At 62.6% G+C, this 25,592-nt stretch carries 25 protein-coding genes; 14 read left to right on the top strand and 11 right to left on the bottom strand.

Annotated elements, in window-relative coordinates; genetic code table 11:
• Window positions 1-51: 51 nt before the first annotated feature.
• The 8 genes from gmd to HU720_RS05945 all read left to right on the top strand — a co-directional run bounded on the left by gmd (window position 52) and on the right by HU720_RS05945 (window position 8,798).
• Window positions 52-1,170 (top strand): GDP-mannose 4,6-dehydratase, encoded by a 1,119-nt coding sequence (gene gmd / locus HU720_RS05980; RefSeq protein WP_186518120.1) that lies wholly within the window; start codon window positions 52-54, stop codon window positions 1,168-1,170.
• Between the two features lie 3 nt (window positions 1,171-1,173).
• Complete coding sequence (locus HU720_RS05975) at window positions 1,174-2,148, top strand: GDP-L-fucose synthase (RefSeq protein WP_186518119.1); 975 nt, start codon at window positions 1,174-1,176, stop codon at window positions 2,146-2,148.
• A 30-nt stretch (window positions 2,149-2,178) separates the two neighbouring features.
• The gene (locus tag HU720_RS05970; RefSeq protein ID WP_186518116.1) at window positions 2,179-3,603 is read left to right on the top strand and encodes a mannose-1-phosphate guanylyltransferase/mannose-6-phosphate isomerase; all 1,425 of its coding nucleotides are present in this window, start codon (window positions 2,179-2,181) and stop codon (window positions 3,601-3,603) included.
• Window positions 3,600-4,370: a glycosyltransferase gene (locus tag HU720_RS05965; protein ID WP_186518114.1), complete on the top strand. Its 771-nt coding sequence runs from the start codon at window positions 3,600-3,602 to the stop codon at window positions 4,368-4,370. The genes HU720_RS05970 and HU720_RS05965 overlap by 4 nt, the downstream gene beginning before the upstream one ends.
• The gene (locus HU720_RS05960; RefSeq protein ID WP_186518112.1) at window positions 4,367-5,323 is read left to right on the top strand and encodes an SDR family oxidoreductase; all 957 of its coding nucleotides are present in this window, start codon (window positions 4,367-4,369) and stop codon (window positions 5,321-5,323) included. Before HU720_RS05965 ends, HU720_RS05960 begins: the two co-directional genes overlap by 4 nt.
• A 2-nt stretch (window positions 5,324-5,325) precedes the next feature.
• Complete coding sequence (locus HU720_RS05955; protein ID WP_186518110.1) at window positions 5,326-6,363, top strand: glycosyltransferase family 4 protein; 1,038 nt, start codon at window positions 5,326-5,328, stop codon at window positions 6,361-6,363.
• Window positions 6,364-6,479: 116 nt separating this feature from the next.
• The gene (locus HU720_RS05950) at window positions 6,480-7,592 is read left to right on the top strand and encodes an acyltransferase (RefSeq protein ID WP_186518108.1); all 1,113 of its coding nucleotides are present in this window, start codon (window positions 6,480-6,482) and stop codon (window positions 7,590-7,592) included.
• 867 nt (window positions 7,593-8,459) lie between these two features.
• Window positions 8,460-8,798, top strand: a complete 339-nt coding sequence (locus tag HU720_RS05945; RefSeq protein WP_186518106.1) for a ComEA family DNA-binding protein — start codon at window positions 8,460-8,462, stop codon at window positions 8,796-8,798.
• A 49-nt stretch (window positions 8,799-8,847) separates the two neighbouring features.
• Here the strand turns inward: HU720_RS05945 and HU720_RS05940 are convergent, their stop codons facing one another.
• Window positions 8,848-9,015: a DUF2897 family protein gene (locus HU720_RS05940; RefSeq protein WP_186518104.1), complete on the bottom strand. Its 168-nt coding sequence runs from the start codon at window positions 9,013-9,015 to the stop codon at window positions 8,848-8,850.
• A 184-nt stretch (window positions 9,016-9,199) separates the two neighbouring features.
• Here HU720_RS05940 and pyrF point away from each other — a divergent pair, with 184 nt between their 5' ends.
• On the top strand, window positions 9,200-9,901 hold the full coding sequence (gene pyrF / locus HU720_RS05935; protein ID WP_186518102.1) for an orotidine-5'-phosphate decarboxylase: 702 nt from the start codon (window positions 9,200-9,202) through the stop codon (window positions 9,899-9,901).
• Window positions 9,902-10,122: 221 nt separating this feature from the next.
• On the opposite strand, the gene HU720_RS05930 is transcribed toward pyrF, so the two are convergent.
• Together HU720_RS05930 and HU720_RS05925 are read right to left on the bottom strand one after the other, a co-directional pair.
• On the bottom strand, window positions 10,123-11,124 hold the full coding sequence (locus tag HU720_RS05930) for an NADP-dependent oxidoreductase (RefSeq protein WP_186518100.1): 1,002 nt from the start codon (window positions 11,122-11,124) through the stop codon (window positions 10,123-10,125).
• Window positions 11,125-11,184: 60 nt separating this feature from the next.
• Window positions 11,185-12,378 carry an MFS transporter gene (locus HU720_RS05925; protein ID WP_186518098.1) on the bottom strand — a complete coding sequence of 398 codons (1,194 nt, stop codon included), beginning with the start codon at window positions 12,376-12,378 and terminating at the stop codon, window positions 11,185-11,187.
• Window positions 12,379-12,500: 122 nt separating this feature from the next.
• On the opposite strand from HU720_RS05925, the gene HU720_RS05920 reads away from it, so the two are divergent.
• Both HU720_RS05920 and HU720_RS05915 read left to right on the top strand, forming a co-directional pair.
• Window positions 12,501-13,889, top strand: coding sequence for a PLP-dependent aminotransferase family protein (locus HU720_RS05920; RefSeq protein ID WP_186518096.1), 1,389 nt, complete (start codon window positions 12,501-12,503; stop codon window positions 13,887-13,889).
• Between the two features lie 126 nt (window positions 13,890-14,015).
• The gene (locus HU720_RS05915) at window positions 14,016-15,956 is read left to right on the top strand and encodes a methyl-accepting chemotaxis protein (RefSeq protein WP_186518094.1); all 1,941 of its coding nucleotides are present in this window, start codon (window positions 14,016-14,018) and stop codon (window positions 15,954-15,956) included.
• Window positions 15,957-16,156: 200 nt separating this feature from the next.
• Here HU720_RS05915 and HU720_RS05910 read toward each other — a convergent pair whose 3' ends face one another.
• On the bottom strand, window positions 16,157-17,347 hold the full coding sequence (locus HU720_RS05910) for a benzoate/H(+) symporter BenE family transporter (RefSeq protein ID WP_186518092.1): 1,191 nt from the start codon (window positions 17,345-17,347) through the stop codon (window positions 16,157-16,159).
• Between the two features lie 147 nt (window positions 17,348-17,494).
• Between HU720_RS05910 and HU720_RS05905 the strand changes: the two genes are divergently transcribed.
• Window positions 17,495-18,097, top strand: coding sequence for a glutathione S-transferase family protein (locus HU720_RS05905; RefSeq protein ID WP_186518090.1), 603 nt, complete (start codon window positions 17,495-17,497; stop codon window positions 18,095-18,097).
• Window positions 18,098-18,200: 103 nt separating this feature from the next.
• Here HU720_RS05905 and HU720_RS05900 read toward each other — a convergent pair whose 3' ends face one another.
• From HU720_RS05900 to HU720_RS05880, 5 genes are all read right to left on the bottom strand, one after another.
• Window positions 18,201-18,566, bottom strand: coding sequence for a glutaredoxin (locus HU720_RS05900; protein WP_186518088.1), 366 nt, complete (start codon window positions 18,564-18,566; stop codon window positions 18,201-18,203).
• A gap of 58 nt (window positions 18,567-18,624) precedes the next feature.
• The gene (gene folE / locus HU720_RS05895) at window positions 18,625-19,170 is read right to left on the bottom strand and encodes a GTP cyclohydrolase I FolE (protein ID WP_186518086.1); all 546 of its coding nucleotides are present in this window, start codon (window positions 19,168-19,170) and stop codon (window positions 18,625-18,627) included.
• A gap of 69 nt (window positions 19,171-19,239) precedes the next feature.
• Window positions 19,240-19,800: a Smr/MutS family protein gene (locus tag HU720_RS05890; protein ID WP_186518084.1), complete on the bottom strand. Its 561-nt coding sequence runs from the start codon at window positions 19,798-19,800 to the stop codon at window positions 19,240-19,242.
• A gap of 361 nt (window positions 19,801-20,161) precedes the next feature.
• Window positions 20,162-20,476, bottom strand: a complete 315-nt coding sequence (locus tag HU720_RS05885; RefSeq protein WP_186518082.1) for a hypothetical protein — start codon at window positions 20,474-20,476, stop codon at window positions 20,162-20,164.
• A 90-nt stretch (window positions 20,477-20,566) separates the two neighbouring features.
• Window positions 20,567-21,157: a cysteine hydrolase family protein gene (locus tag HU720_RS05880; RefSeq protein ID WP_186518080.1), complete on the bottom strand. Its 591-nt coding sequence runs from the start codon at window positions 21,155-21,157 to the stop codon at window positions 20,567-20,569.
• 179 nt (window positions 21,158-21,336) lie between these two features.
• Here HU720_RS05880 and prmB point away from each other — a divergent pair, with 179 nt between their 5' ends.
• Complete coding sequence (prmB, locus tag HU720_RS05875; RefSeq protein WP_186518078.1) at window positions 21,337-22,245, top strand: 50S ribosomal protein L3 N(5)-glutamine methyltransferase; 909 nt, start codon at window positions 21,337-21,339, stop codon at window positions 22,243-22,245.
• A 172-nt stretch (window positions 22,246-22,417) separates the two neighbouring features.
• On the opposite strand, the gene HU720_RS05870 is transcribed toward prmB, so the two are convergent.
• Window positions 22,418-23,200: a hypothetical protein gene (locus HU720_RS05870; protein WP_186518074.1), complete on the bottom strand. Its 783-nt coding sequence runs from the start codon at window positions 23,198-23,200 to the stop codon at window positions 22,418-22,420.
• Between the two features lie 126 nt (window positions 23,201-23,326).
• The gene (locus HU720_RS05865) at window positions 23,327-24,289 is read right to left on the bottom strand and encodes an alpha/beta hydrolase (protein WP_186518071.1); all 963 of its coding nucleotides are present in this window, start codon (window positions 24,287-24,289) and stop codon (window positions 23,327-23,329) included.
• Window positions 24,290-24,442: 153 nt separating this feature from the next.
• Between HU720_RS05865 and aroC the strand changes: the two genes are divergently transcribed.
• Window positions 24,443-25,534, top strand: a complete 1,092-nt coding sequence (aroC, locus tag HU720_RS05860; RefSeq protein WP_186518069.1) for a chorismate synthase — start codon at window positions 24,443-24,445, stop codon at window positions 25,532-25,534.
• The last annotated feature ends 58 nt before the right edge of the window (window positions 25,535-25,592 follow it).

Raw genomic sequence — 25,592 nt, 5'->3', positions numbered from 1 at the left:
CGGGCCACAGGCTGCGGGTGCGGTCTAAACAAGGTACGTAGGACAGAGCATATGAAAAAGGCATTGATTACCGGGGTAACTGGCCAGGACGGCTCCTATCTCGCCGAGTTCCTGTTGGGCAAGGGCTACGAGGTACATGGCATCAAGCGCCGGGCGTCGTCCTTCAATACCCAGCGTGTGGACCACATTTACCAGGACCCGCACGTCGACAACCGCAACTTTGTCCTGCACTACGGTGACCTCAGCGATTCCTCCAACCTCACGCGTATCATCCAGGAAGTGCAGCCCGACGAGGTCTACAACCTGGGTGCGCAGTCCCACGTTGCCGTGAGCTTCGAGTCGCCGGAATACACTGCCGACGTAGACGCCATGGGTACCTTGCGTATCCTCGAGGCCATCCGCTTGCTCGGGCTGGAGAAGAAATGCCGCTTCTATCAGGCCTCCACCTCCGAGTTGTACGGGCTGGTGCAGGAAACCCCGCAAAAGGAAACCACGCCGTTCTACCCGCGCTCGCCCTACGCCGTGGCCAAGCTTTACGCCTACTGGATCACCGTCAACTACCGCGAGGCGTACGGTATGTACGCCTGCAACGGCATCCTGTTCAACCACGAGTCGCCGCGCCGTGGCGAAACCTTCGTGACCCGCAAGATCACCCGCGGTCTGGCCAACATCGCCCAAGGCCTGGAGCCTTGCCTGTTCCTCGGCAACATGGACGCCCTGCGCGACTGGGGCCACGCCAAAGACTACGTGCGCATGCAGTGGATGATGCTGCAGCAGGACACTCCGGAAGACTACGTGATTGCCACCGGTGTGCAGTATTCGGTGCGCGAGTTTGTGCGCTGGTCGGCCGAGGAGCTGGGTATCACCCTGCGTTTCGAGGGCACCGGCGTTGAGGAGCGGGGTATCGTCGAGTCGATTCGCGGCGATGCCGCCCCGGCGCTCAAGGTGGGTGACGTGATCGTGCGCGTCGACTCGCGCTACTTCCGTCCTGCCGAAGTGGAAACCCTGTTGGGCGACCCGACCAAAGCCAAGGAACAACTTGGCTGGGTCCCGGAAATCACCGTGCAGCAGATGTGTGCCGAGATGGTCCGTGAAGACCTCAAGGTTGCTCAGCGCCACGCGCTGCTCAAGCAGCACGGGCACGATATTCCCGTTTCGCTGGAGAACTGAGCCATGGCGCGTAACCTCGACCAGCGTATTTTCGTTGCCGGGCACCGGGGTATGGTCGGGTCGGCGATCGTTCGCCGCCTGGTTGCTTTGGGCTACAGCAACATCGTCAGCGCCGGCCGCGAACAGCTCGACCTGCTGGACCAGCAGGCGGTGCGGACGTTCTTTGCCGAACAAGGTATCGACCAGGTGTATCTGGCCGCAGCCAAAGTTGGCGGCATCCATGCCAACAACACGCTGCCGGCCGAGTTCATCCACGAGAACCTGCTGATTCAGGCCAATATCATCGACGCCGCCCATCGTAACGGCGTGCAACGCCTGCTGTTCCTCGGCTCGTCGTGCATCTATCCGAAGCTTGCGGCCCAGCCAATGCGCGAGGAAACCCTGCTGACCGGCACGCTGGAACCTACCAACGAGCCCTACGCGATTGCCAAGATCGCCGGCATCAAACTGTGCGAAAGCTATAATCGCCAGTACGGTCGCGACTACCGCAGTGTCATGCCCACCAACCTCTATGGCCCTGGTGACAATTATCACCCCGAGAACAGCCACGTTATTCCGGCTTTGCTGCGACGCTTCCACGAAGCGGTCCAGCAGGGTACCGAGGAAGTGGTGATCTGGGGCAGCGGCAAGCCCATGCGCGAGTTCCTGCACGTTGACGATATGGCTGCCGCCAGCGTGCACGTGATGGAGCTGGATGATCAGGTTTACCAGGCCAATACCCAGCCGATGCTTTCCCACATCAACGTCGGCACCGGCGTCGATTGCACCATTCGCGAACTGGCCGAGGCGGTGGCACGGGTCACCGGCTTCCAGGGGCGACTGAGCTTCGATGCCAGCAAGCCGGACGGCGCGCCACGCAAGCTGATGGATGTATCGCGGCTCAAAGCGCTTGGCTGGCAGGCCAGTATCGAACTGGATGCCGGGCTGGCCGATGCCTACCGCTGGTTTGTCGAGCATCGTCTGCAGGCGCGTGGCTGATGCGCCTGGGCACTCATTAAGGAATTACAGATGTTCGTACCCGTCATCATGGCGGGGGGCTCCGGCACTCGCCTCTGGCCTCTCTCCCGGCAGCTGAGCCCCAAGCAGTTCCTGCCCTTGGTCGATGCTCAGGCCACGATGTTGCAGGCTACCCTCGCGCGGCTGCGGGGCCTGGACAGCGGCGAGGCCATTGTCATCTGCAACGAAGAACATCGCTTCCTCGCCGCCGAACAATTGCGGGTCAGTGGCCACGAACAGGCGAGTATCCTGCTGGAGCCGGTAGGGCGCAACACAGCACCCGCTATCGCCCTGGCCGCGTTGCAGGCCAGAGCCGGTGGCGATGACCCGATATTACTGGTGCTCGCTGCCGACCACCTGATTCCCGACGTTGAAGCGTTCCATGCCAGCATTCGTCAGGCTCAGCGCCTTGCCGAGGCCGGCCACTTGGTCACCTTCGGCATTGTGCCGACCCACGCGGAGACCGGCTACGGCTACCTGGAGCAAGGTGAAGTGCTCGCCGCGGGTGGCTTCAAGGTGCAGCGTTTCGTTGAAAAACCGGATGCCGAGAAGGCCCAGGAGTACCTCGACAGCGGGTGCTTCCTGTGGAACAGCGGTATGTTCATGTTCCGCGCCAGCCGCTACCTGGATGAGCTGGGGCGCCACGCCCCGGCCATTGCCCAAGCCTGCCAGGCAGCTTTTGCCAGCGCCGCCCACGACATGCATTTCACCCGGGTGGACGCGCAGTTGTTCGGGCGCTGCCCGGACGACTCCATCGATTACGCGGTGATGGAGCGGACCGATGGTGCTGTGCTGGTGCCTCTGGACGCTGGCTGGAGCGACATCGGCTCCTGGGCTGCCTTGTGGGATGCGAGCAGCAAAGACACCGAAGGCAACGTACAGCGGGGCGATGTGCTGTGCAGTGGCGTGCGCGACAGCTTTGTACAGTCGTCACATCGGTTGGTGGCGGCGGTCGGCGTCGAACATTTGGTGATTGTCGAGACCAAGGACGCCGTACTGGTGGCGCACAAGGACAATGTCCAGCAGGTAAAAGGCATTGTCGAACAGCTCAAGCAAGGCCAGCGCCCGGAGTTTTCGGTGCACCGCGAAGTTTATCGGCCTTGGGGCCGCTACGACTCTATCGACAGCGGGCCGCGTTACCAGGTCAAGCGCATTACGGTCGCTCCGGGGGCCAAGCTGTCCGTGCAGATGCATCACCACCGCGCCGAACACTGGATTGTGGTCAGCGGCGCGGCCAAAGTCACCCGCGGCGACAAGACCTACCTGGTGACTGAAAACGAGTCCACCTACATTCCGATCGGCCAGGTCCACGCCTTGGAAAACCCGGGCGTCATTGACCTTGAGTTGATCGAAGTACAGTCAGGCAGCTATCTGGGCGAGGACGACATCGTTCGTTTCGAAGACCGCTATGGCCGTGCCGAGGTAAGCGCAGAGTGAAGATTTCCCTGGTTACGGTCGCCTACAACAGCGCGGCGACCATTCGCGACACCATCGAGTCGGTACTGCGCCAGACCCACGACGACATCGAGTACATCATCATCGACGGTGCCTCGAAGGATGACACCATGGCCATCGTCAACGGCTACCGCGACCGGATTGCCACAGTTGTCAGCGAGCCGGACAAGGGCTTGTACGATGCGATGAACAAAGGCATCGCGTTGGCGACCGGTGATGTCATCGGCATTCTCAACTCCGACGACTTCCTCGAAACCGACGACGCCCTGGCCGCTGTCGCCCGGGCCTTCGCGGCCAACCCGCAGGCGCAGTTGGCGTACGGTGACATCGTCTTCGTCGAGCCGGACGACCTGGCCACGGTGACCCGCTATTACGATGCGGCAAACTTTCGGCCGTGGAAGCTGCGTTTCGGCTGGATGCCGCCGCACCCAGGTACCTACGTGCGCCGTGAGGCTTACGCCCAGGTCGGCGAGTATTCCACCCAGTACCGCATCTCCGCCGACTATGAAATGTTCGTACGCCTGTTGCTGGTAAAGAAATTGCCCTGGGCTCGCATCGACCAGGTGCTTGTGCGCATGCGCGCCGGCGGTGTCAGCACCTCCGGGTTGCGCAGCAGCATTCGGCTGAATGCCGAGATCGTCCAGGCTTGCCGACGCAACGGCGTCTATACCAACCTGCTGATGGTCCTGAGCAAGCTGCCGTTCAAGCTGATCGAGTACATCCGTCGGCCACGGGGGGCGGTGCGTTGACCCGCCTGCTACTAACCGGTGCCAGCGGTTTCGTTGGCACCGGGCTGCTTCGCTACGCCCATGGTCGAGACGACTTGCAGTGGGTAGCCGCAGTGCGCCGCCCGATGCCCCTGGCGCAGTGCGAGCGGGTACACGTGGTGCCGGCTCTTGATGCCGCTGCCGACTGGCGCGAGGCGCTGGCCGGGGTTGATGTGGTGGTACATGCGGCGGCCAGGGTGCACGTCATGCACGAAACCGCAGGTGACCCCTTGGCCGAGTTTCGCAAGGCCAATGTCGACGGCACCTTGGCCCTGGCCCGCCAGGCCGCCCAGGCTGGCGTGCGGCGCTTCGTGTTCATCAGCTCGATCAAGGTCAACGGCGAGGCCAGTGCGCCAGGCCAGCCTATCACTGCTGATGACCCGGCGTGCCCGGTCGATCCGTACGGGGTCTCCAAGCAGGAAGCCGAACAGGCTCTGCGTGAGTTGGCGCAGGCCACTGGCATGGAGGTGGTGGTCGTGCGCCCGGTGCTGGTATACGGGCCTGGGGTCAAGGCCAATTTCCAGCGCATGATGCGCTGGCTGTGTGCCGGCGTCCCGCTGCCGTTCGGCGCCATCGACAATCGCCGCAGCCTGGTCGCCCTGGACAACCTTGCCGACCTGATTCTTACCTGTGTCGAACACCCCGGCGCGGCCAACCAGACTTTCCTGGCCAGCGACGGGGAAGACCTTTCCACTGCACAATTGTTGCGCCGCCTGGGCGCAGCACTAGGCCGCCCGGCACGGCTGCTATCGGTGCCGTCGGCCTGCCTGCAACTGGTTGCAAGCTGCCTCGGCCGGCGTGCCATGGCTCAGCGTTTGTGCGGCTCGCTGCAGGTGGACATTGCCAAGAATCATCGGCTGCTGAACTGGACACCGGTGGTTTCGGTCGACCAGGCCTTCCACCATACCGCCCGGCATTACCTGGACGAACGCTGAACATGAATTCTCCTTGGATTGTGCAAATTTCCCTGGTTTCCCTGGCCGTGGGCCTGCTGGCTTTGGCCTTGACCTGGGTGCTGCGTCGCTATGCACTGGCTCGCAGTATTATCGACATCCCCAATGCCCGCAGCTCGCACAGCGTGCCGACGCCCCGCGGTGGCGGCGTCGCTATCGTAGTGGCATTTCTGGCTGCCTTGATTTGGTTGCACGGCACCGGTGCCATTGGCGCTGACGCCACCTGGGGCCTGTTTGGCGCCGGCGCGCTGACCGCAGTACTGGGCTTTCTCGATGACCACGGCCACATAGCCGCCCGCTGGCGGTTGCTGGGGCACTTCGCTGCTGCGGGCTGGGCGTTGTTCTGGCTCGGCGGCCTGGCGCCGCTGAGCGTATTCGGTACAGAGCTGCACATGGGCTGGTGGGGCCACGGGCTGGCGTTGTTCTACCTGGTTTGGCTGCTGAACCTGTACAACTTCATGGATGGCATTGATGGCATTGCCAGTGTCGAAGCAATCACCACCTGCCTGGGCGCGTGCGCGCTGTATGCGCTGACCGGCGCCGGGGCGCTGATCCCTGCGCCGCTGATTCTGGCTGCGGCAGTGGCGGGTTTTCTGTTCTGGAATTTCCCGCCTGCGCGCATTTTCATGGGCGACGCGGGCAGTGGTTTCCTAGGCATTGCCTTGGGCGTGCTGTCGCTGCAGGCGGCGTGGGTCTCGTCGGACCTGTTCTGTGCCTGGCTGGTGCTGCTGGGCGTGTTCATCGTCGATGCCACGGTAACCTTGCTGCGTCGCTTGCTGCGCGGCGACAAGGTCTACGAGGCACACCGCAGCCACGCCTATCAATATGCATCGCGCCGTTATGGCCGGCACTTGCCGGTGACCCTGGCTGTGTTACTGATCAACCTTTGTTGGCTGTGGCCTGTGGCTTATCTGATCGGCACCGGCAGGTTGGACGGCGGCGTTGGTGTGCTGCTGGCTTGGGCGCCTTTGTTGCTGTTGGCGTTGCGGTATCAGGCGGGGAAGGCTGAGTGTGGCTCCTGAAACGTTCAGGATCTCCGGGTGGCGAAACTGATTCTGTGATGTAGGTCAGTGAGTTTTATTAAACACCATGAACCTGCAGCAGGGTGCTGGTTCTCAATACTATAGAGGGTGGGGCCTTGTCTCGCATCAGTCCGGAAGTGTCGTCCCAATTGGATTCGATTCGTGCGCTTTCAGCACTGATTGTTGTCGTTGGCCATGCATATCAGATATTGCTGCTGCCCACGATCAAGCAAGGTTTGACAGTGGTGGGCTTCTTTACGCAGATGGCTGTCATGGTGTTTTTTGTACTCAGCGGATTCCTGATAGGGAAGTCTATTTGTAATAATTCGGCTAGGAACGCAGGTTTCAACATCAGTCAATATGGCCGTGACAGAGCGCTACGGCTTTACCCTCCGCTCTTTGCCGCTATCGTGCTTATGGTGGTTTTGGGCGCTTTGGCGCCTCTATTCTTCGCGTCCGGCAGTCATGCTTATCTGAGCATTCCAGGGGCGACTTTTGTGCGTGATGAGTATACGGTGGCTTTTAATGAGCTACTCGGGGCTCTCGCATTTCTGAACGGATTTACAACCCTGACGCCGCTTACCAATGGCCCGCTGTGGAGCCTTTCGATCGAAGCGTGGTATTACGTTTTAGCTGCTGCCATCGTGGTATGGCCGACCCGCCGCTTACTTTCTGTTGGGCTCGTGGTGCTGACTGTTCTAGTGACCCATAAGAGCCGAATATTTTTCATGCTGGCACCCGTCTGGTTCTGCGGTTTTGCACTGGCTTTCTATCATCAGCGCCGGCCCCAAATGAGAAACGCTTTTTTTGCGTGGGGTATCATTGCTTTGAGTATTCTAACGGCACTTATCGTATGGCGATCATTGTCCGGGGATGCTTGGGCCAAAGGCGGTATTGCAGATCCATTGAACCACTTCAGGTTGGTGTCCGGCGTATGGTTCGCTTGTTTTCTGGCGTTGCTGCTCGGCAACGCAGTCAGATTTCCAGTTTGGTTCTCGGGGCATGCAAGTTACTCTTACACGCTTTATGTTGTGCATTTTCCCATTCTATTGTTTGCGTTGGGCGTGGCGCAGGAAATGATTTACGGGTCGCTATGGCGCTCCCTGTTAGTCGCTAGTGTGGCAATCGCCGTCTCTCTGCTGCTGGCAAAAGGTATCGCTGTTTATGCCGAAAATAAAAGGTTGTTAAACGCATTTTTGCCATTTTCGAGCAAGTCCCACTCAGGCTAGTCGCCCGCTGCAAAGGGTGAGTGATACAGGTTGTATCATTCACCACGCGCAGGGTGTTTGGAGTCGCCAGGCAAGGCCCTCCTGGCGCAGTCATTCAAGGTTGCAGGTACAACCTGTTGATATAGCGGTCGTGTTGCGCATGTGAGGCTGCACGTTGTTGGGGTGTGTACCGGTAGGCCGTGATTGGATGCAAGGAATACTGAACTTGAAACGCCAGTCTCGGCTTTTGCGTTGGCATTCGGCCCTTGTGCAAGCCACAGGTATTCTCTAAGAATGAACTTCCTTTGGCGCCGGTTATGTAGTGAATACTGTCGCTGCCGAAATGCTGCGTCACTTCATCGTCTGAATGCCATTTCATTTTGCTGAAGGCCGAAGAGTTCTGGCTGCCCGGTATAAATGCATGGGGCCCTGCGGACTCATCTACGTCGGTCAAGTAGGCGAACAGTTCAATGAAGCGCAGTTCGACTACGTCACGGTGGAAAACCGTGCCTGGTGCTAAAGTTCGGCAGGCACTCTATGAGTATCAGGCTTCTGATGCTGCGCTAAGCGTGGGATATCAATTTGCCTGCTAGGTTGCTTGTCGCTTCAGGAAATATCCGTTTTCAGTGAGCTATATGATAAGTTGAGCAGTGCGAGGGTGCCATCTCCAGATAAATCGGTGTCGGTGCGTAGGCTGTCTGTAGAGTTCTATTCGCACTACATAAAATACTCTTTCTTACAATGGCTTGGGATACTGCTGTCAGCTGTTCCATTTGGAAATGATTTGCCCACTTCTCGTGCTTTCACATTGAGCTAGTGCTGGCTAGTCTTCAACTCGCAGCAATACCCATGCTGCGTAATGGAATGTCATCTACAAGGAGTTTCACCATGCGTAACACCCTGATCGCCAGCTTCCTTTTTCCGCTGATCGCCAGCTTCTCGCTGTCCGCCACTGCTGCACAAGCTGCTACTGCGTTACCTGTTGCCAGCATGCAGCAGCCAGCCATAACGGCTATGGCCGCCCAAGCCGAATTGATCCCTCTCAACCAGGCCGATGCGCAAACCTTGCAGGGCGGGCTCAATGGTATTGGCCATGCCAAGGCGCAGGCTATAGTCGCTTATCGCGAGGCCAATGGTCCATTCACATCGGTAGATGAGTTGCTTGAGGTCAAAGGAATCGGTAAGGCATTGCTTGATCGCAATCGCGACAGGCTTACCGTGGAGTAAGCCCGCGGTGGCGGGAGCCGGGCTCAGGCCGGCTCCCGGCAACCAAGGTTCAGCGATCCCGCGCTTCCTTGGCGTCCATTTCGGCATTGCGCTCATGGACTTTCTTCAACTGCTCCTCGGTCAGCGGCAGTTTTTTTGCGGTATCGCGCAACATCATCAACCCGCCGACAATCGAGCCGAGGGCAACTAACAGTATCAACCAGGCATACCAAGGCATCGTCGTTCTCCTGCAAAGCGTATAGGGCAACGCTTTCATGGCATTCGAGCCATGTCCGCCTGCGATGGTTCCATTATAGGAGCCGTGTGCGGTCGGGCCAATTCTGCTGACCCGCGGGCCCCAAAGCGTGCGCCACTTCGTTTACAATGCGCGCCGTTCAAGACTTGCCAAGAGACCGCTGCCCATGTCCGTCTGCCAGACGCCCCTGATCGTCGCCCTGGATTTCCCCACCCGTGACGCTGCCCTGAAGCTGGCTGACCAGCTCGACCCCGCCCTGTGCCGGGTCAAGGTTGGCAAGGAACTGTTCACCAGCAGTGCATCGGGTATTGTCGAAACCCTCTGCAGCAAGGGCTTCGAGGTGTTTCTCGACCTGAAATTTCATGACATCCCCAACACCACGGCGATGGCGGTCAAGGCCGCTGCCGAGATGGGTGTGTGGATGGTCAATGTGCACTGCTCCGGTGGCCTGCGCATGATGTCGGCGTGCCGTGAAGAGCTGGCCAAGCGCAGCGGCCCGCAGCCGCTGCTGATCGGCGTTACGGTGCTGACCAGCATGGAGCGTGAAGACCTGGCCGGTATCGGCCTGGATATCGAGCCGCAGGAGCAGGTGCTGCGCCTGGCAGCGCTGGCGCAGAAGGCGGGTATGGATGGCCTGGTGTGCTCGGCGCTCGAAGCGCCGGCGCTCAAGGCTGCCCACCCGTCGCTGCAACTGGTGACGCCGGGCATTCGCCCTGCGGGTAGTGCCCAGGATGACCAGCGCCGTATCCTTACCCCGCGCCAGGCGCTGGATGCAGGCTCCGATTATCTGGTCATTGGCCGCCCGATCAGCCAGGCCGCAAACCCGGCCCAGGCGCTGGCTGCCGTGGTAGCCGAAATTCGCGGTTAAGCTCAAGGCCCTATCGCAGGCTGGCGCCAGCTCCCACAGAGATTGAGTCTTACATCGATATAGAGGCCTGGCGCGGTCTCTGTGGGAGCTGGCGATAGCCTGCGATGAGGCCAGTACAGGTTTGCGCAAAACCGTGGAATCTCCCACAGGGACCACGCGCTGCCGCTATAGGGTTGCAGCCCGCAACGGGGTTGCAACCTGTTTGAAGGCCTATCCCGCCCTCAGACCTTCAGCACCAGCTTGCCGAAGTTTTCCCCGCTGAACAGTTTGAGCAGCGTTTCCGGGAACGTCTCCAGCCCTTCCACCACATCTTCCTTGCTCTTGACCTTGCCGCTGGCCAGCCAGCCGGCGATTTCTTGCGCGGCCTTGCCGTATTCCTTGGCGTGGTCCATGACCACGAAGCCTTCCATGCGCGCACGGTTGACCAGCAGCGACAGGTAATTGGCCGGGCCTTTTACCGCTTCCTTGTTGTTGTACTGGCTGATGGCGCCGCAAATCACTACGCGGGCCTTGAAATTCAGGCGTGACAGCACGGCATCGAGGATGTCGCCGCCCACGTTGTCGAAGTACACGTCCACACCTTTGGGGCATTCGCGCTTGAGCCCGGCCACCACGTCTTCGGCCTTGTAGTCGATGACGCCGTCAAAGCCAAGTTCATCGACCAGGTATTGGCACTTCTGCGCGCCACCGGCAATGCCGACCACGCGGCAGCCTTTGATTTTGGCAATCTGCCCGGCAATGCTGCCCACGGCACCGGCTGCGCCGGAAATTACCACGGTGTCACCGGCTTTGGGCTGGCCAACGTCCAGCAGCGCGAAGTAGGCGGTCATGCCGGTCATGCCCAGTGCCGACAGGTAGCGCGGCAGCGGCGCAAGGCTCGGGTCGATCTTGTGCAGGCCTTGCGCGTCACCGGTGTAGTAGTCCTGCACGCCCAAGGCGCCGCCCACGTGGTCGCCTGGCTTGAAGTCGGGGTGGTTGGAGGCAACCACCTCGCCGACACCCAGCGCACGCATCACCTGGCCGAGCCCGACTGGCGGAATGTACGATTTGCCTTCGTTCATCCAGCCGCGCATGGCCGGGTCCAGCGATAGGTAAAGGTTCTTCACCAGCACCTGGCCCTCGCCCGGCTCGGTGGCGGGAACCTGCTCGTAACTGAAGTCATCGCGCCGCACGGCACCCACTGGGCGTTTGGCGAGCAGGAAGCGGCGGTTGGTATGGGGCATGACGAATTCTCCTGGACGAGGCTTTGAAAGATGCATGATCGACCCCGATGATGGGCCGCGTCACGCATGATCACCGCGAACGATAGTAGTACAACCGTGCCCCTGATGATGCTTCCTCGCTTCAAGGCTGATAAGCAGGCTGGCGCAGACTGCCAGGCAGCCCAGCAGCAAGGCGGCGCCGAACAGTTCCAATGCCATGCGCGTGCCTAGCCAGTCACTCACTAAGCCGGTGAAGATCACCGGCAGGCTGAAGCCCAGATACGCCAGCAGGAAAAAACCGGCACTGGCGCGCACTTTATCGCTGCCGGCCAGGTGGTTGACCGCAGCCAGCCCGCCCAGGTAGATGAAGCCATAACAGGCACTGCTGGCGGCAAACGAGCCCAGCAGCACCCAGGCCAGGCTGCCACGGTCTGCGCCCCAGGCCAGCAGCGCATAGCTGCACGGCAGAATCAGCAAGCCCAGCATGACCGATTTGGCGCTGGGCAGGCGCCGGGCCAAGGGCTGGAACAGCAAGCCGCAACTGATCACGCAAAAGGTCGAAAAGCCGGACCAGGCACTCAGGCCATGCTGGTGCAGAATGCCTGGAAGCAGGGCTATCACCAGCCCGCTACAGGCCCAGGCCAAGAGCATTGCCAAGCCGTAAGCCAGGCTGCCGGCGGGGTAGCTGGGCAGGCGCAGCATCGGGGTGCGGACTTTGGAGCGCAGGTCCGGCAGGTTCCAGACGAGCAAAAGGGCGAGTGTGGCGAGCACCAGTTGCAGATAAAAGCTGCCCGGTGTGAGTGTCGGCCCGTTTAGCAGGAACAGGCTGGTGAGTGCTGCCCCCAGGCCGAACCCCAGCGACGTACTGGCGGTGAACCAATTGGCGGCGCGGCTGCTGTCCTGGTCGCCCAGCAGTTCGCCCAGGTAGGCAACGCCGCTGGCTGAGGCGAGCCCGGTACCCAGCCCCAATAGCAGCCGCGCCGCCGCCAACGCTTCCAGGCCAGGCGCCAGCAGGGTCAGCAGAGTTGCCGTTATCGACAGGCCTAGGGCGGCCAGAATCAGTGGCCGGCGGCCAATGCGCTCGGGGAGCCCGCCCAAGGCCAATAGCACGGGTAGCACGCCCAGCACGTAACCGGAAAACGCCACGGCGGTGGCCGCGGCGCCGCGCCCTGACAAGTCTGCATAGGCGATGTACAGCGGGGCCTGCAGGTTAACGGCAAGGGTGATCAGGCACAGGGCAAAAGCCAGGCGCGCTGGGGCGTGGCGAATAGGCATGGGCAGTTCCGCACAGTCATTGAGGTTGCCGGCAGCATCCGGGCTGGCGGGGTTGCCAACAAGGCACACTGGCTGGCCGTTTGTGCTTTACTGTTTGGCCATAATCAGCAAACACTTTGCCCATGCAGCTCAATCTTGACCGTTCTCTCGGCACGCCCTTGGTGCAGCAACTGACCGAACAGCTGCAAGGCTGGATCGCGCGGCAGCGCCTGCGCCCCGGAGCCCGGCTGCCGTCCATTCGCAGCCTGGCCAAAGGGCAGGGGGTCAGCGCCTCGTGCGTGATCGAGGCCTACGACCGGCTGGTGGCCAGCGGCTGGCTGGTGCCACGGCACGGTGCGGGCTTCTTTGTTGCCCAGCGCAATACCGGGCTGGCCGATGATGCTGGCAGCGTCTGGAGCGTCAGTGGCGATGGCCGCTGGCGCCAGTTCGTAGAAGGTGAGCAGCAACTGCTGAGGCTCGGCTGTGGCTGGCTGCCGCTGGGCTGGCGCGCCGAGGCGGAGCTGGCCCATGCCATCCGCCAGGTCAGCCGTGGCGAGCCGCAGGCACTGTTCGACTATTGCCCGCCGCAGGGCCTGGCCAGCCTGCGCCTGCAATTACACAAGGGTTTGGCCCAGCTGCATATCGCCGCCGAGCCCGAGCGCATCCTCACCACCCAGGGCGCCAGCCATGCCCTCGACTTGCTGGTGCGCACGCTGCTGCTGCCGGGTGACACAGTGCTGGTCGAGCGCCCCGGTTACTACAACCTGTTCAACCTGTTGCGTCAGCACGGCGTGCATATGCTTGAGGTGCCGCGCACCCGTACCGGCCCTGACTTGGCCGTGCTTGAGCCGTTGCTCGCCGAGCACCGGCCCCGTTGCCTGTTCATCAACAGCCTGTACCAGAACCCGACCGGCACCAGCCTCACGCCCAAGGTTGCGCACCGGCTGCTGGAGCTGGCGCGGGCCCATGACTTGCGCATCATCGAAGACGACCTGTATGCCGACTTCCAGGACGGCCCGGCAACGCGCCTGGCAACCTTGGACAGCGAGCAGCGGGTGATTTACCTGGGCAGCTTTTCCAAGACCCTCAGCAGTTCCCTGCGGGTCGGCTACCTGGTCGCCGAGCCCGATCTGATTGGGCGCCTGGCCGAGCTGAAGATGGTCAGCGGCATCGGCACGTCGCGCTTCGCCGAGCAGGTGATCCACCAGATGCTTGTCACCGGCAGCTACCGCAAGAGCGCGCAACGCCTGCGCTTGCGCCTAGGCCAACACCGGGCCGCCGTGCTCAGGCAACTGGAGGCCTGTGGCTGGGAGGTCTTCTGTGAACCGAGCGGTGGGATGTTTGTCTGGGCGCGGGTGCCGGGGCGCAGCCATGCTGCGCTGGAACAATTAGCGTTGGCCAATAACGTGCTGTTGACCCCCGGCAGCGCCTTCGACCCGTTGGGCCGCGACTGCGACTGGCTGCGCATCAATGTCGCCTTTGGGCAGGACACCCGCGCGCAGGCGTTCTTCCAGCTTGCAGGGCGACCTTGAGCAGCCTGAAAGCGACACGCTCATAGCTAAATGACACCACTTTGCCATTCAACCCTTGTGAGAGCGGCGCAGGGGTTGTCACTCTTGCCTATCGCAGCAGCTCGACACGGCAAGGGGGATTCGGTGATGGCGACGACCAGGCACGGTGTTCTGGCAAACCTGGGCATGGCCCGCAAGCTTGGCCTGGGTTTCATGCTGGTGTTGCTGCTGACGTTGGTGGTGGCGGCCCTGGGCGTTTATTCGCTCAACCATGTCGGCCAGAGCTTTGCCGGCCTGCGCCAGCTTACCCAGTTCAATACCGACCTGCTGCGCCTGCGCCAGCACGAACAGGCGTTTGCTTTGCGCTCGGACATCAAGGAAGCCGATGCCCTGCGCAGCGGCTTGCAGGCGTTGACCGAACGCGCCAGGAGCCTGCCGGCGCTGGCGGGCGCCGAAGCCGACCTGGGCGCGTACGGCCAGGCATTCGAGCAGTTCGTCCAGGCGGTGCAAGCCAAGGAGCTGGCGTTGGACACCGCCAGTTGGTCGGTGTCCAGCGTTGCCAACAACCTCGACATGATGCAGGCGGGCCTCGCCGATGATGGCGCCTACACCCTCAAACAGTCGCAAGGCCAGCAAGGCAGCGAATTCCTCGAGCAGTCCACCCAGGTCGCCCAGGTATCGCGCTTGATGCTGCAGGCCATGGATGAGGCTCGCGTGCGCCTTGACCAGAGCCGCAAGGGCAGCGAAGACGCGGGCCAGGGGCGTATCGCCCAAACTGTCGATGCAGCAGGCCTGGTCGAGCAGCTCAAAGGCAGCCTGGTCGACCCAGGTTACCTGAGCGTGCTGGGTGAGGTGGCCGGGCACATTGCCAGCTTCTCCGACAAACTCAACGAATACACCGACTTGCTCAGCCAGGAGCAGGGAATCAAGACGCAGCTGCAAAGCCGCGCCGAACAAGCGACTGCGCGGGTCGACCAGGCCTATGCGGCCCAGCAGCAGGCCATGCAGGGCGAGCTTGCGCGCAATGTCCTGGCCATTATCGTGGCCACTGGGCTTGCCTTGCTGGCAGGTGTGCTGGCGGCCTGGCTGATCACTCGCGCGGTGGTCGCGCCGCTGCGCCGGGTCATCGAGCGCGCCCGGCGCATTGCCGCAGGCGAGTTGGGCATCGAGGCCGAGGTGCCGCGCAAGGATGAAGTCGGCCAACTGCTGCACGCCATGCAACAGATGGCCGAAGGCCTGACCGGCATCGTCAGCGGCTTGCAGCAAGGTATCGAGCAATTGGCCGGCAGCGCCCAGTCGTTGTCGGCGGTGACCGAGCAGACCAACCGCGAGGTCGGCAGCCAGAAAGAAGAGACCGAGCAAGTGGCCACTGCCATGCAGCAGATGACCGCCACCGTGCACGATGTGGCGCGCAACGCCGAGCAGGCCGCGCAAGCCGCGCAGGCGGCTGACGACAAGGTCGGCTCCGGGCAGGAAGTGGTGCGCCAGAGCATGCAGCGCATCGAGCAACTGGCCACGGCGGCTGAAGCCGCCAGCAGTGGCATCGACAGCCTCAGTGCCGAAATCCAGACCATCGGCGGGGTGCTGGAGGTGATCAAGAGCGTGTCTGAGCAGACCAACCTGCTGGCGCTCAACGCCGCCATCGAAGCCGCCCGTGCTGGCGAGCAAGGCCGTGGCTTTGCCGTGGTGGCTGATGAGGTGCGGGCGCTGGCCCGGCGCACCCGGCAGTCCACCGAGGAGATCGAGCGGCTGGTGGCCAGCCTGCGCGGCAATGCCCAGCAATCGGTGGCGCAGATCCGTGGCAGCACTGAGCTGGTGCGCCTGGCGGTGGCCGATGCGCTGCAGACCGAAAGCGCGCTGGGCAGCATTGCTGCTGCGGTGTCGTTGATTCAGCAGATGAACCAGCAGATTGCCGCCGCCGCCGAGCAGCAGAGTTCGGTGGCCGAGGAAATTACCCGCAGCGTCACGCAGATCCGCGGCAGCGCCGATCAGGCGGCGCTGGCGATGGAGGGTAATGCCCGCTCGAGCATTGAGCTTGCACGCTTGGGTGATGACTTGAAGGGCATGGTGGGCCATTTCAGGCTGTGAGTGACCGAGGCCTTGCGCCCACGGGGCACAGGGCCTCATCGCAGGCTGTCGCCAGCTCCCACAGAGTTCCGGGTCAGGCCCCGATATTGTGGTTATGCGCAGTCTTTGTGGGAGCTGGCGATAGCCTGCGATGAGGCCAGTACAAGCCTGCGCAGAACCATAGAATCTCCCTCGCTGCCCCAACCGCCTCGATTACACCATCAGCCCTTGCGCGGGCTAAGAATCAGCAAGGTAATCACCCCCGCCACAATCCCCCAGAACGCTGAACCAATCGAGAACAACGTCAGCCCCGAAGCCGTCACCATAAACGTGATCAACGCCGCCTCGCGCTCGCGGGCTTCACCCATGGCCACGCTCAGCCCATTCATGATCGAACCGAACAACGCCAGCGCCGCAATCGACAGCACCAGCTCTTTGGGCAGGGCGCCAAACAACGCAGCCAGCGTCGCCCCGAAAATACCGGCAATGCCGTAGAAAATCCCGCACCACACCGCTGCCGTGTAGCGTTTGCGCGGGTCTTCGTGGGCGTGCGGCCCGGTGCAGATCGCAGCGCTGATAGCCGCCAGGTTGATGCCGTGCGAGCCAAACGGCGCCAGCAGCAGCGAGGCCAGGCCTGTGGTCGAGATCAGCGGTGAGGCCGGCACCTGATAACCGTCGGCGCGCAGCACGGCGACGCCGGGCATGTTCTGCGAGGTCATCGCTACCACAAAAAGCGGGATACCGATGCTGATGGCCGCCGCCAGCGAGAAGCTCGGCGTGGTCCACTCCGGTGTTGCCAGTTCCAGGTGGAAGCCGCTGAAGTCGAGCAGGCCCAAAGCGCCGGACAGCGCCGTGCCCACCACCAGCGCCGCCAGCACGCAGTAACGCGGCGACAGGCGCTTGACCACCAGGTAGCTGATGAACATGGCCAGCACCAACAAGGTCTGGTGCTGCACGGCGACGAAGATTTCGCTGCAGATACGGAACAGGATACCGGCCAACAGGGCCGAGGCCAGCGATGCAGGGATGCGCCTGACCAGCCGCTCGAAGCTGCCGGTCACCCCGCACACCAGTACCAGCAGCGCGCAGATGATGTAGCCGCCAATCGCCTCACTGTAAGGCACCCCGCCCAGGCTTGTGATCAGCAACGCCGCGCCCGGCGTCGACCAGGCCACGGTGATGGGGGTGCGGTAGCGCAGTGACAGGCCGATGGTGCACACCGCCATGCCAATCGATAGCGCCCAGATCCACGAAGAAATCTGCCCCTGGGTCAAACCGGCAGCCTGGCCGGCCTGGAACATCAGCACCAGGGTGCTGGTGTAGCCGGTCAACATGGCGATAAAACCTGCCACCACGGCGGTGGGTGAACTGTCTGCCAGGGGCCGCAGCGGGGCGGTAGTGAGGTCGGTCATCAGGTCGTTCCTTGTACAGATGTAAGCAATTTTTGCAGGCTACCGCGTCATTCCCCGAGCCTTGTCATACAGCAGCCATTGCATTTGGCCGTACAGTCGCCAACTATTGGCTATTAACGCGCAACTGCGTCTGCAGGGGGAGGGCCGATGTACAAGGTGTATGGGGATTACCAGTCCGGTAACTGCTACAAGGTCAAGCTGATGCTCAGCCTGCTCGACCGCCCGTACGAGTGGCATGCGGTGGACATTCTCAAGGGCGAGACCGAGACCCCCGAGTTTCTGGCGATGAACCCCAACGGAAAGGTACCGGTGCTCAAGCTTGAGGATGGCACCTGCCTCTGGGAGTCCAACGCGATTCTGAACTTCCTTGCCGATGGCAGTGAGTTCCTGCCTACCGAGCCGCGCTTGCGTACCCAGGTGTTGCAGTGGCAGTTTTTCGAGCAGTACAGCCACGAGCCGTACATCGCCGTGGCGCGGTTCATCCAGTTTTATCTGGGGCTGCCGGATGATCGCCTGGAGGAATACCGCAAGCTGCACAAGGGCGGCTACAAGGCGCTGAGGGTGATGGAGCGGCAGTTGCAGATGACGCCGTACCTGGTCGGCGAGCAATATTCGATTGCCGACGTGGCACTGTATGCCTACACCCACGTGGCCCAACAGGGCGGTTTCGATTTGGCCGATTACCCGGCGGTGCGGGCGTGGCTGGAGCGAGTGGCCAGCCACCCGCGGCATGTGCCGATGGTGGGTTGACTAGCGCCATCGCGGGGCAAGCCCGCTCCCACAAGAGGCATGAAAGCTGCTTTTGTAGGAGCGGGCTTGCCCCGCGATGCAGGCGACAGATGTCTACCCGGTTTTACGCGAAGCGCTGGTCCAGGTAGGCAATGATCGCTTTGGATTCATACATCCAGTTCACCTTGCCATCTTCTTCGATACGCAAGCACGGCACCTTCACCCGGCCGCCGCCCTCAAGCAGCGCCTGGCGGTGTTGCGGGTCGTTCTTGGCATCGCGCAGCGCCACTGGCACATTCAGGCGGTGCAGGGTGCGGCGGGTTTTCACGCAGAACGGGCAGGCATGGAACTGGTACAGCGCAAGGCCCTTGGCCTGTTGCTCGACCGCAGCCTGAGCCGCAGCATCACGCTTCTTTTTGGCCGGGCGGCTGATCCAGTCGCCGAACACGATGATCTGGCCGAGGCCGACCCGCAGAGCTTTGACGATCATGGGCAACTCCTGAAATGAAAAAGCCGACCCCAAGGGGCCGGCTCGGAACCTGCGCCGATCACTTGATCAGGCTGAGGAACTCGCTGCGCGTGGCAGGGTTGTCGCGGAATTCGCCGAGCATCACCGAGGTGAGCATGGTGGAATTCTGCTTTTCGACACCGCGCATCATCATGCACATGTGCTTGGCCTCGATGACCACGGCAACGCCTGCGGCGCCGGTGACCTGCTGGACCGCTTCGGCGATCTGGCGGCTGAGGTTTTCCTGGATTTGCAGGCGGCGGGCGAACATGTCGACGATGCGCGCCACCTTGGACAGGCCGAGCACCTTGCCCTTGGGCAGGTAGGCGACGTGAGCCTTGCCGATGAACGGCAGCATGTGGTGTTCGCACATCGAATACAGCTCGATATCCCGGACCAGCACCATTTCGCTGTTGTCGGAGCTGAACAGCGCGTTGTTGGTGACTTCTTCGAGCGTCTGTTCATAACCGCGGCAAAGGTACTTCATGGCCTTCGCAGCCCGCTTGGGCGTGTCGAGCAGGCCCTCGCGGGAGACGTCCTCGCCCAGCTGGCTGAGGATCTCGGTGTAATTCTGTTCCAGGGACATGGATCTACCTGTGGAAATTGTTGCAAAGGCGAAGGGTACGGCGGCGGCGACTGCGCTGCAAGCGCGATATCACTCGTCGCGGCCTTCGAGCATGGTTCGTTTGAGCATCACATACACGGCACCGGTGCCGCCGTGGCGCGCCTGGCACGAGGCAAAGCCGAGCACCTGTGGGTGTTGGCGCAGCCAGGTATTGACGTGGCTCTTGATCATCGGGCGCTTGCCGTCGATGCGCGCGGCCTTGCCGTGGGTGACGCGCACGCAGCGCACTTCCAGGCGGGTGGCCTCATCGAAGAAGGCCCACAGGGTTTCGCGGGCTTTTTCGACGCTCATGCCGTGCAGGTCCAGGCTGCCTTCGAAGGCGATCTGGCCGAGCTTGAGCTTGCGGACCTGGCTTTCCTGCACACCGTCGCGGCGCCACATCAGCTCGTCTTCGGCGGCAACGTCGATGACGAACTGGTCGGACAGCCCGTCGATCACCAGCGGCTGGTCGCTGCGGATGGTCGCGGCCTGGCGCAGGCTGGCCAGCTTCTTGCGGTCGACCTTGGGTTTGCCGACCTCGGCGCGGTCGTGCTTGATCGGCTTGACGCCGCGCACCTCGGCGCTGAACAGGGAAAAGTCGTCGTCTTGCATGGAGCCTCCACATGTGCCGCGTAGTTTACGCGAGTGGGGCCGCTCTCGCCCAGAGAACTTCGGGCAGCGTGGGGGCGGGCTGGGGCGCAGCTCTGTGCTGGTTTTTCCGGCCTCATCGCAGGCTGTCGCCAGCTCCTACAGAGACCGTGCTCAACCGCAACATTGCTGGTTGGACCCAATCCTGTGGGAAATGTGTCTGGCGAGAACAGGCTTGTACAAAACCATAGAATCTCCCACAGAGTTGGGGCAATGCACTCAATAGTGCGATTGTGCGCGATCTCTGTGGGAGCTGGCGACAGCCTGCGATGAGGCCAGTACAGGCTCATGCAAAACCATGGAATCGGCCACGTGCTATGACGGCTCAGTCGTGCTTCTTCATCAGATGCGGCGACATGTTCAGGCCCTGGGCTCGGCGTACGCGGCTGCGCCGCCACAGACGCACACCGAGGTAAACGACCAGCAGCCCGACCACCGCCAAGGTAGCGGCCAGTGGCCGGTTGGCATTGAGTTCGGTGAATGCCGGGTAGTGCCCCAGCAGGCCGGCGATGCCAACAAAGACAAGCCCCGTGCCCAAGGCGCACAGCACAACGGCAAAGGTCGCCGCCAGGCGTGCACCCCAGTTGCCGGGTTCACGCGGGCGCAGGCGCCTTGCATCGAAACTGCCTTTGAGCTTCATGGTCTTACCTCGGAATCTGCTGTCGCTGAATCCGCCGTTCGACCTTCGTGCGCTCTTCGGGTTCCGCCCGTCCGCCGGGCGGTAGCAGGCTTACACCAGGCTTGCGGTAGGGGCGACGCAGGCGAAGTTGTCGGCCATGACCGCCATTTCGCATTGGTGGATCTGTGCTGCCGGGATGACCGTGTCCTTGAAGGCCAGGTCGCGGGTCGCCGAGGCGTCTTCGACCAAGGTGCAGCGGTAGCCGTAGTCCTTGGCGCGGCGCACGGTGGTGCTGACGCTGGAGTGGCTCATGAAGCCGCAGACGATCAGGTCGAGGTGGCCGAGCTGCTGCAGGGTTTCGTGCAGCGAGGTGTTTTTGAATGCGTTGGGCATGCGTTTTTCGATGACGATTTCATCACCTTGCGGCTCGAGCCCCGGAATAAACTCGCCGCCTGCGCCCTGCGGGTCGAAGCGCCCGCCGACAGTGCCGAGGTGGCGGACATGGATGATCGGCCGGCCAGCCTTGCGCGCGGCATCGAGCAACCGGGCGATGTTGGCCACGGCCTCGTCCATGCCCGACAACGTCAACGGGCCGCTCAGGTATTCCTTTTGCGCGTCGATGACGATGAGGCTGGCCTGGCTCAGCCTGGCTGGCGGATAGTCGCGGCCAGTGAGGCGGAACATCGTGGTTGGAACGGACATCTAGGGCTCCTCGGATAGGGCTTTTGTATACCTATTGTCCTCTGCCTTGGCGTCAATGGGAATGGTTGACATTGCAGGCGACATGGTGCGTGGCCTTGGGCCAGGTGTTTGGCTATAGGAATAAGCATTTGTTGGGTGTGGGCTGTTAGACTTTTGTTCTGTCTTAAAAGGAGTCTTCCGTGATCACATCCCGTCTGCGCACTTTGCGCGACCATATCCGCTGGGCGGTCAGCCGCTTCCATGAGCATGAGCTGTTTTTCGGTCACGGTGCCGACAATGCCTGGGACGAGGCACGCCTGCTGGTACTGGGTGCGGTGCACCTGCCGTGGGAAGTGGCCGACAGCTACCTGGACTGCGCGCTCGAAGACGACGAGCGGGTACGTCTGATGCACCTGCTCAAGCGCCGTATCGAAGACCGCGTGCCTACCGCCTACCTGCTGGGCGAGGCCTGGTACTGCGGCATGTCGTTCATTGTCGATGAGCGCGTGCTGGTGCCACGTTCGCCAATCGGCCAACTGATCGAAAAACGCTTCGAGCCGTGGCTGGCCGCGGAGCCTGCGCGCATTCTGGACCTGTGCACCGGCTCAGGTTGCATCGGTCTGGTTGCCGCCGACGTGTTCCAGGAGGCCGAGGTGGTGCTGGCCGATCTGTCGTTCGACGCCCTTGAGGTGGCCAACCAGAACATCGAGCGCCACGGCCTGGACCAGCGCGTCTACACCGTGCAGGGCGATGGTTTCGCCGGGCTCCCGGGCCAGCGTTTCGACCTGATCCTGTCCAATCCGCCGTATGTCGACGCCGAAGATTTTGGCGATATGCCCGCTGAGTATCACCACGAGCCGGAGCTGGGCCTTGCCTGTGGCAACGATGGCCTGGACCTGGTACGGCGCATGCTGGCCGAGGCGGCTGATCACCTGACCGAAAAGGGCCTGTTGATCGTCGAGGTGGGCAACAGCCAGGTGCATGTCGAGGCGTTGTACCCCGAGGTGGACTTCACCTGGCTTGAGTTCGAGCGCGGTGGGCATGGGGTGTTCATGCTCTCGGCCGAACAGTGCCGCAAGCACCAGGAGCTGTTCGCTTCGCGGGTTTGATCAGGGTTTGCCGCCATCACAGTCTCGTGTAGGAGCGGCCTTGTGTCGCGAATGGGCTGCGTAGCAGCCCCGGCGATTGCGCCTGAGGCCGATATCCTGGGGCTGCTACGCAGCCCTCTCGCGACACAAGGCCGCTCCTACACAGGCAGTGGCCCGCCGCGCCGGGGTGGCTTTAACGCAGCGCGATCCAGAACAGCAGCCCGGCCTGGAACACGGAAAAGGCCACCAGGCAGGCGATGGTGGAGCGCAGCCCGTTGTCTTCGCGTCGATATTTGGCCACGCGCTCATCGCGCTCGCGCAGTTGCGCCTCTTTCTCCATCAGGTTCTGCTCGGCCTGCTGCAGCATGCCGGCTGCTTCGAGGATATCGACGCGCTGGGCCTTGTCGGTATTCCAGCCGCCCTTGAGCTGGCCCACCGGGGTTTCTTTGATACGGCCCTTGAGCAACTGCCCGTCGAGGTACTCCACTTCAAGCCCGATGCTGCGCAGCACATGGTCACGGCGCAGGCGCGTGTCTTCGTTCAGCGCATCCTTGTTCGGCAGGCTCATGCCCTCGATGCGGTAATGCGAGCAACGGTGCTGCAGCCACTGCACCGCCTGCGCCAGCATGTACCTGCCAACACCACGGTTAAGCGGCTCCAGTTGCAGGCCAGCGTCATTGCCAATGCGCACCGTACGGTTCTGGTGGTCGACGCGCACATCCAGCAGGTTTTGCTCCTTGCGCACCTTTTGCCCCGGCAACTGAATCTGCATGCGCAGCAGGCTGTGCTCCTTGTCGTGGCGCTCGGCGTAGCCAAACTCCACGAAGCGCAGCGGCCGTGCACCGCTGTTGCGGTCGGTGTGCAGGGCGTTCAGGCGCAGCAGCTGGAAATGCTCCGGGGCCAGGTCCGCCCACGGCTGCGGAGCGCTCTGCGGGGCTTGTTCTTCGGGCGCCTCGGCGGCGGGGGCATCGGTCATCAGGCAATCCTCAAGTGCACGGCGGCCGGGTGATCGCAGGGCATACCCACGGTCACCGACGTGTTGGCTATTAGCCGCGTTATCGGCAGCGCGGCCCAAGACCTGAGTACGGCGCCCGGCAAAACCTCATGCCGCAGGCAGCGCCTGGATGAATGCGACGATGTGTTCGCCCAGCTCACGGGCCAGGGGCAGCTCGGGGTTGCGGTAACTGTCGCGCTGCTGGCTCATGTCGCGCGGGCTGATGCGCAGTACATGGTTCATGCCGTCGATAAGCACAAGCTCGGCATCCGGCTTGGCGGCCTTGAGCTGTTCGGCATCAGCCACCTCGACCTGTACGTCGTTGCGGCCCTGCACGATCAGCGCCGGCACCCGTAGCCGGGCGAACGCCGCGGCCGGGTCCTGGCGCAGCAGGGTGATCAGGTACGGCTGCACGCTGGGGCGAAATACCTGACGCAACATTGGCGGCACGTCCAGGCTGGTTTGCCCGGCCTGCAGCCGTGCAATCAGAGCCTCGCCGCTGGCCAACTGGGCGGGCGGCAGGCGCTGGGCCAGTTGCTCGCGCAGCACATCGCCAATTGGCCGGCCACTGCCCGCCAGGGTGATGACAGCGCTTGCGCCGGCGTCCTCGGCTGCCAGCGTTGCGATCAGCGCGCCTTCACTGTGGCCGACCAGAATCAGCGGGCCGAAGCGCGGGTCCTGGCGCAGCTTTTGCCCCCAGGCGACCACATCGGCGACATAGCGCTCGACGCTGAGGTCGCGCTCATCCGGGGTGGCCGGTTGGCTGGCGGCCACCCCGCGCTTGTCGAAGCGCACGCTGGCGATGTGTTCGCTTGCCAGCAACAGCGCCAGGCGCTTGAGGTTGTCGATGCGCCCGGAGGCGGGGTTGTTGCCATCGCGGTCAGTGGGGCCGGAGCCGGCAATGATCAGCACCACCGGTGGCGGGCTGTCCTGCTGCGGCAACAGCAGGCTGCCATGCAGCACACCTTGGCCTGTGTCCAGGTCGATGGGGCGTTGCAGCACAGTGGGGGCGGCGGCCTGGGCAAGGCTGGTGCACAGCAGCAGAAGCAGGGCAGCGAGGCGGGACTTCATGGACGGGATACTGCGTGGGGGAGGTGAAGCTAAGACCGGGCCTGCGGGGTAAAGGTTCGCGCGCCTAGTGTTTGCCGGTGCGGGCAACCCATCCCTGCGCGTTTTCCGTATACTGCCGTTTTCGTTCACTTCAGGCTGATTCGCGGAGCGTCCATGTCCGGCAATACCTACGGCAAGCTGTTCACTGTCACCACCGCAGGCGAAAGCCATGGCCCGGCATTGGTTGCCATTGTCGACGGCTGCCCGCCCGGCCTGGAAATCTCCCTGGCGGACCTGCAGCATGACCTCGACCGGCGCAAGCCCGGTACCAGCCGCCACACCACCCAGCGCCAGGAAGCCGATGAGGTCGAAATCCTCTCCGGCGTGTTCGAAGGCCGTACCACTGGGTGCTCGATTGGCCTGCTGATCCGCAACACCGACCAGAAGTCCAAGGACTACTCCTCCATCCAGGAGCTGTTCCGCCCGGCCCACGCCGACTACACCTACCACCACAAGTACGGCACCCGCGACTACCGCGGCGGTGGCCGCAGCTCCGCGCGCGAGACGGCCATGCGCGTGGCCGCGGGCGCCATCGCCAAGAAGTACCTGGCCACCCAGGGCATTCAGGTGCGCGGTTACATGAGCCAGTTGGGGCCGATCGAAATCCCGTTCAAAAGCTGGGACTCGGTCGAGCAGAATGCCTTCTTCAGCCCAGACCCGGCCAAGGTGCCGGAGCTTGAGGCCTACATGGACCAGCTGCGCCGTGACCAGGATTCGGTCGGGGCAAAAATCACCGTGGTTGCCGAAGGGGTGATGCCGGGCCTTGGCGAGCCAATCTTCGACCGCCTCGATGCCGAACTTGCCCACGCGTTGATGAGCATCAACGCGGTGAAGGGTGTCGAGATCGGTGCAGGTTTTGCCAGTGTCGCCCAGCGCGGCACCGAGCACCGCGACGAACTTACCCCGCAAGGTTTCCTCAGCAACAATGCGGGCGGCATTCTGGGTGGTATTTCCTCGGGCCAGCCAATCGTCGCCCATCTGGCGCTCAAGCCGACTTCCAGCATTACCGTGCCGGGCCGCTCGATCGATGTGCATGGCAACCCGGTGGACGTGATTACCAAGGGCCGCCATGACCCTTGCGTGGGCATCCGCGCCACGCCTATCGCCGAAGCGATGATGGCCATCGTGCTGATGGACCACCTGTTGCGCCACCGTGGCCAGAACGCCGATGTGAAGGTCAACACGCCGGTGCTCGGCCAGCGCTGAGGCGTCAGCGCAGCTCTGCTCGCGGCTGTTGTTGCCCGCGAGCAGGCCTGTACACCGG

Source organism: Pseudomonas sp. SWRI51 (assembly GCF_014268825.1).
GTDB classification, from domain to species: domain Bacteria; phylum Pseudomonadota; class Gammaproteobacteria; order Pseudomonadales; family Pseudomonadaceae; genus Aquipseudomonas; species Aquipseudomonas farsensis.
This window is presented reverse-complemented; position numbering and strand designations above follow the sequence as displayed.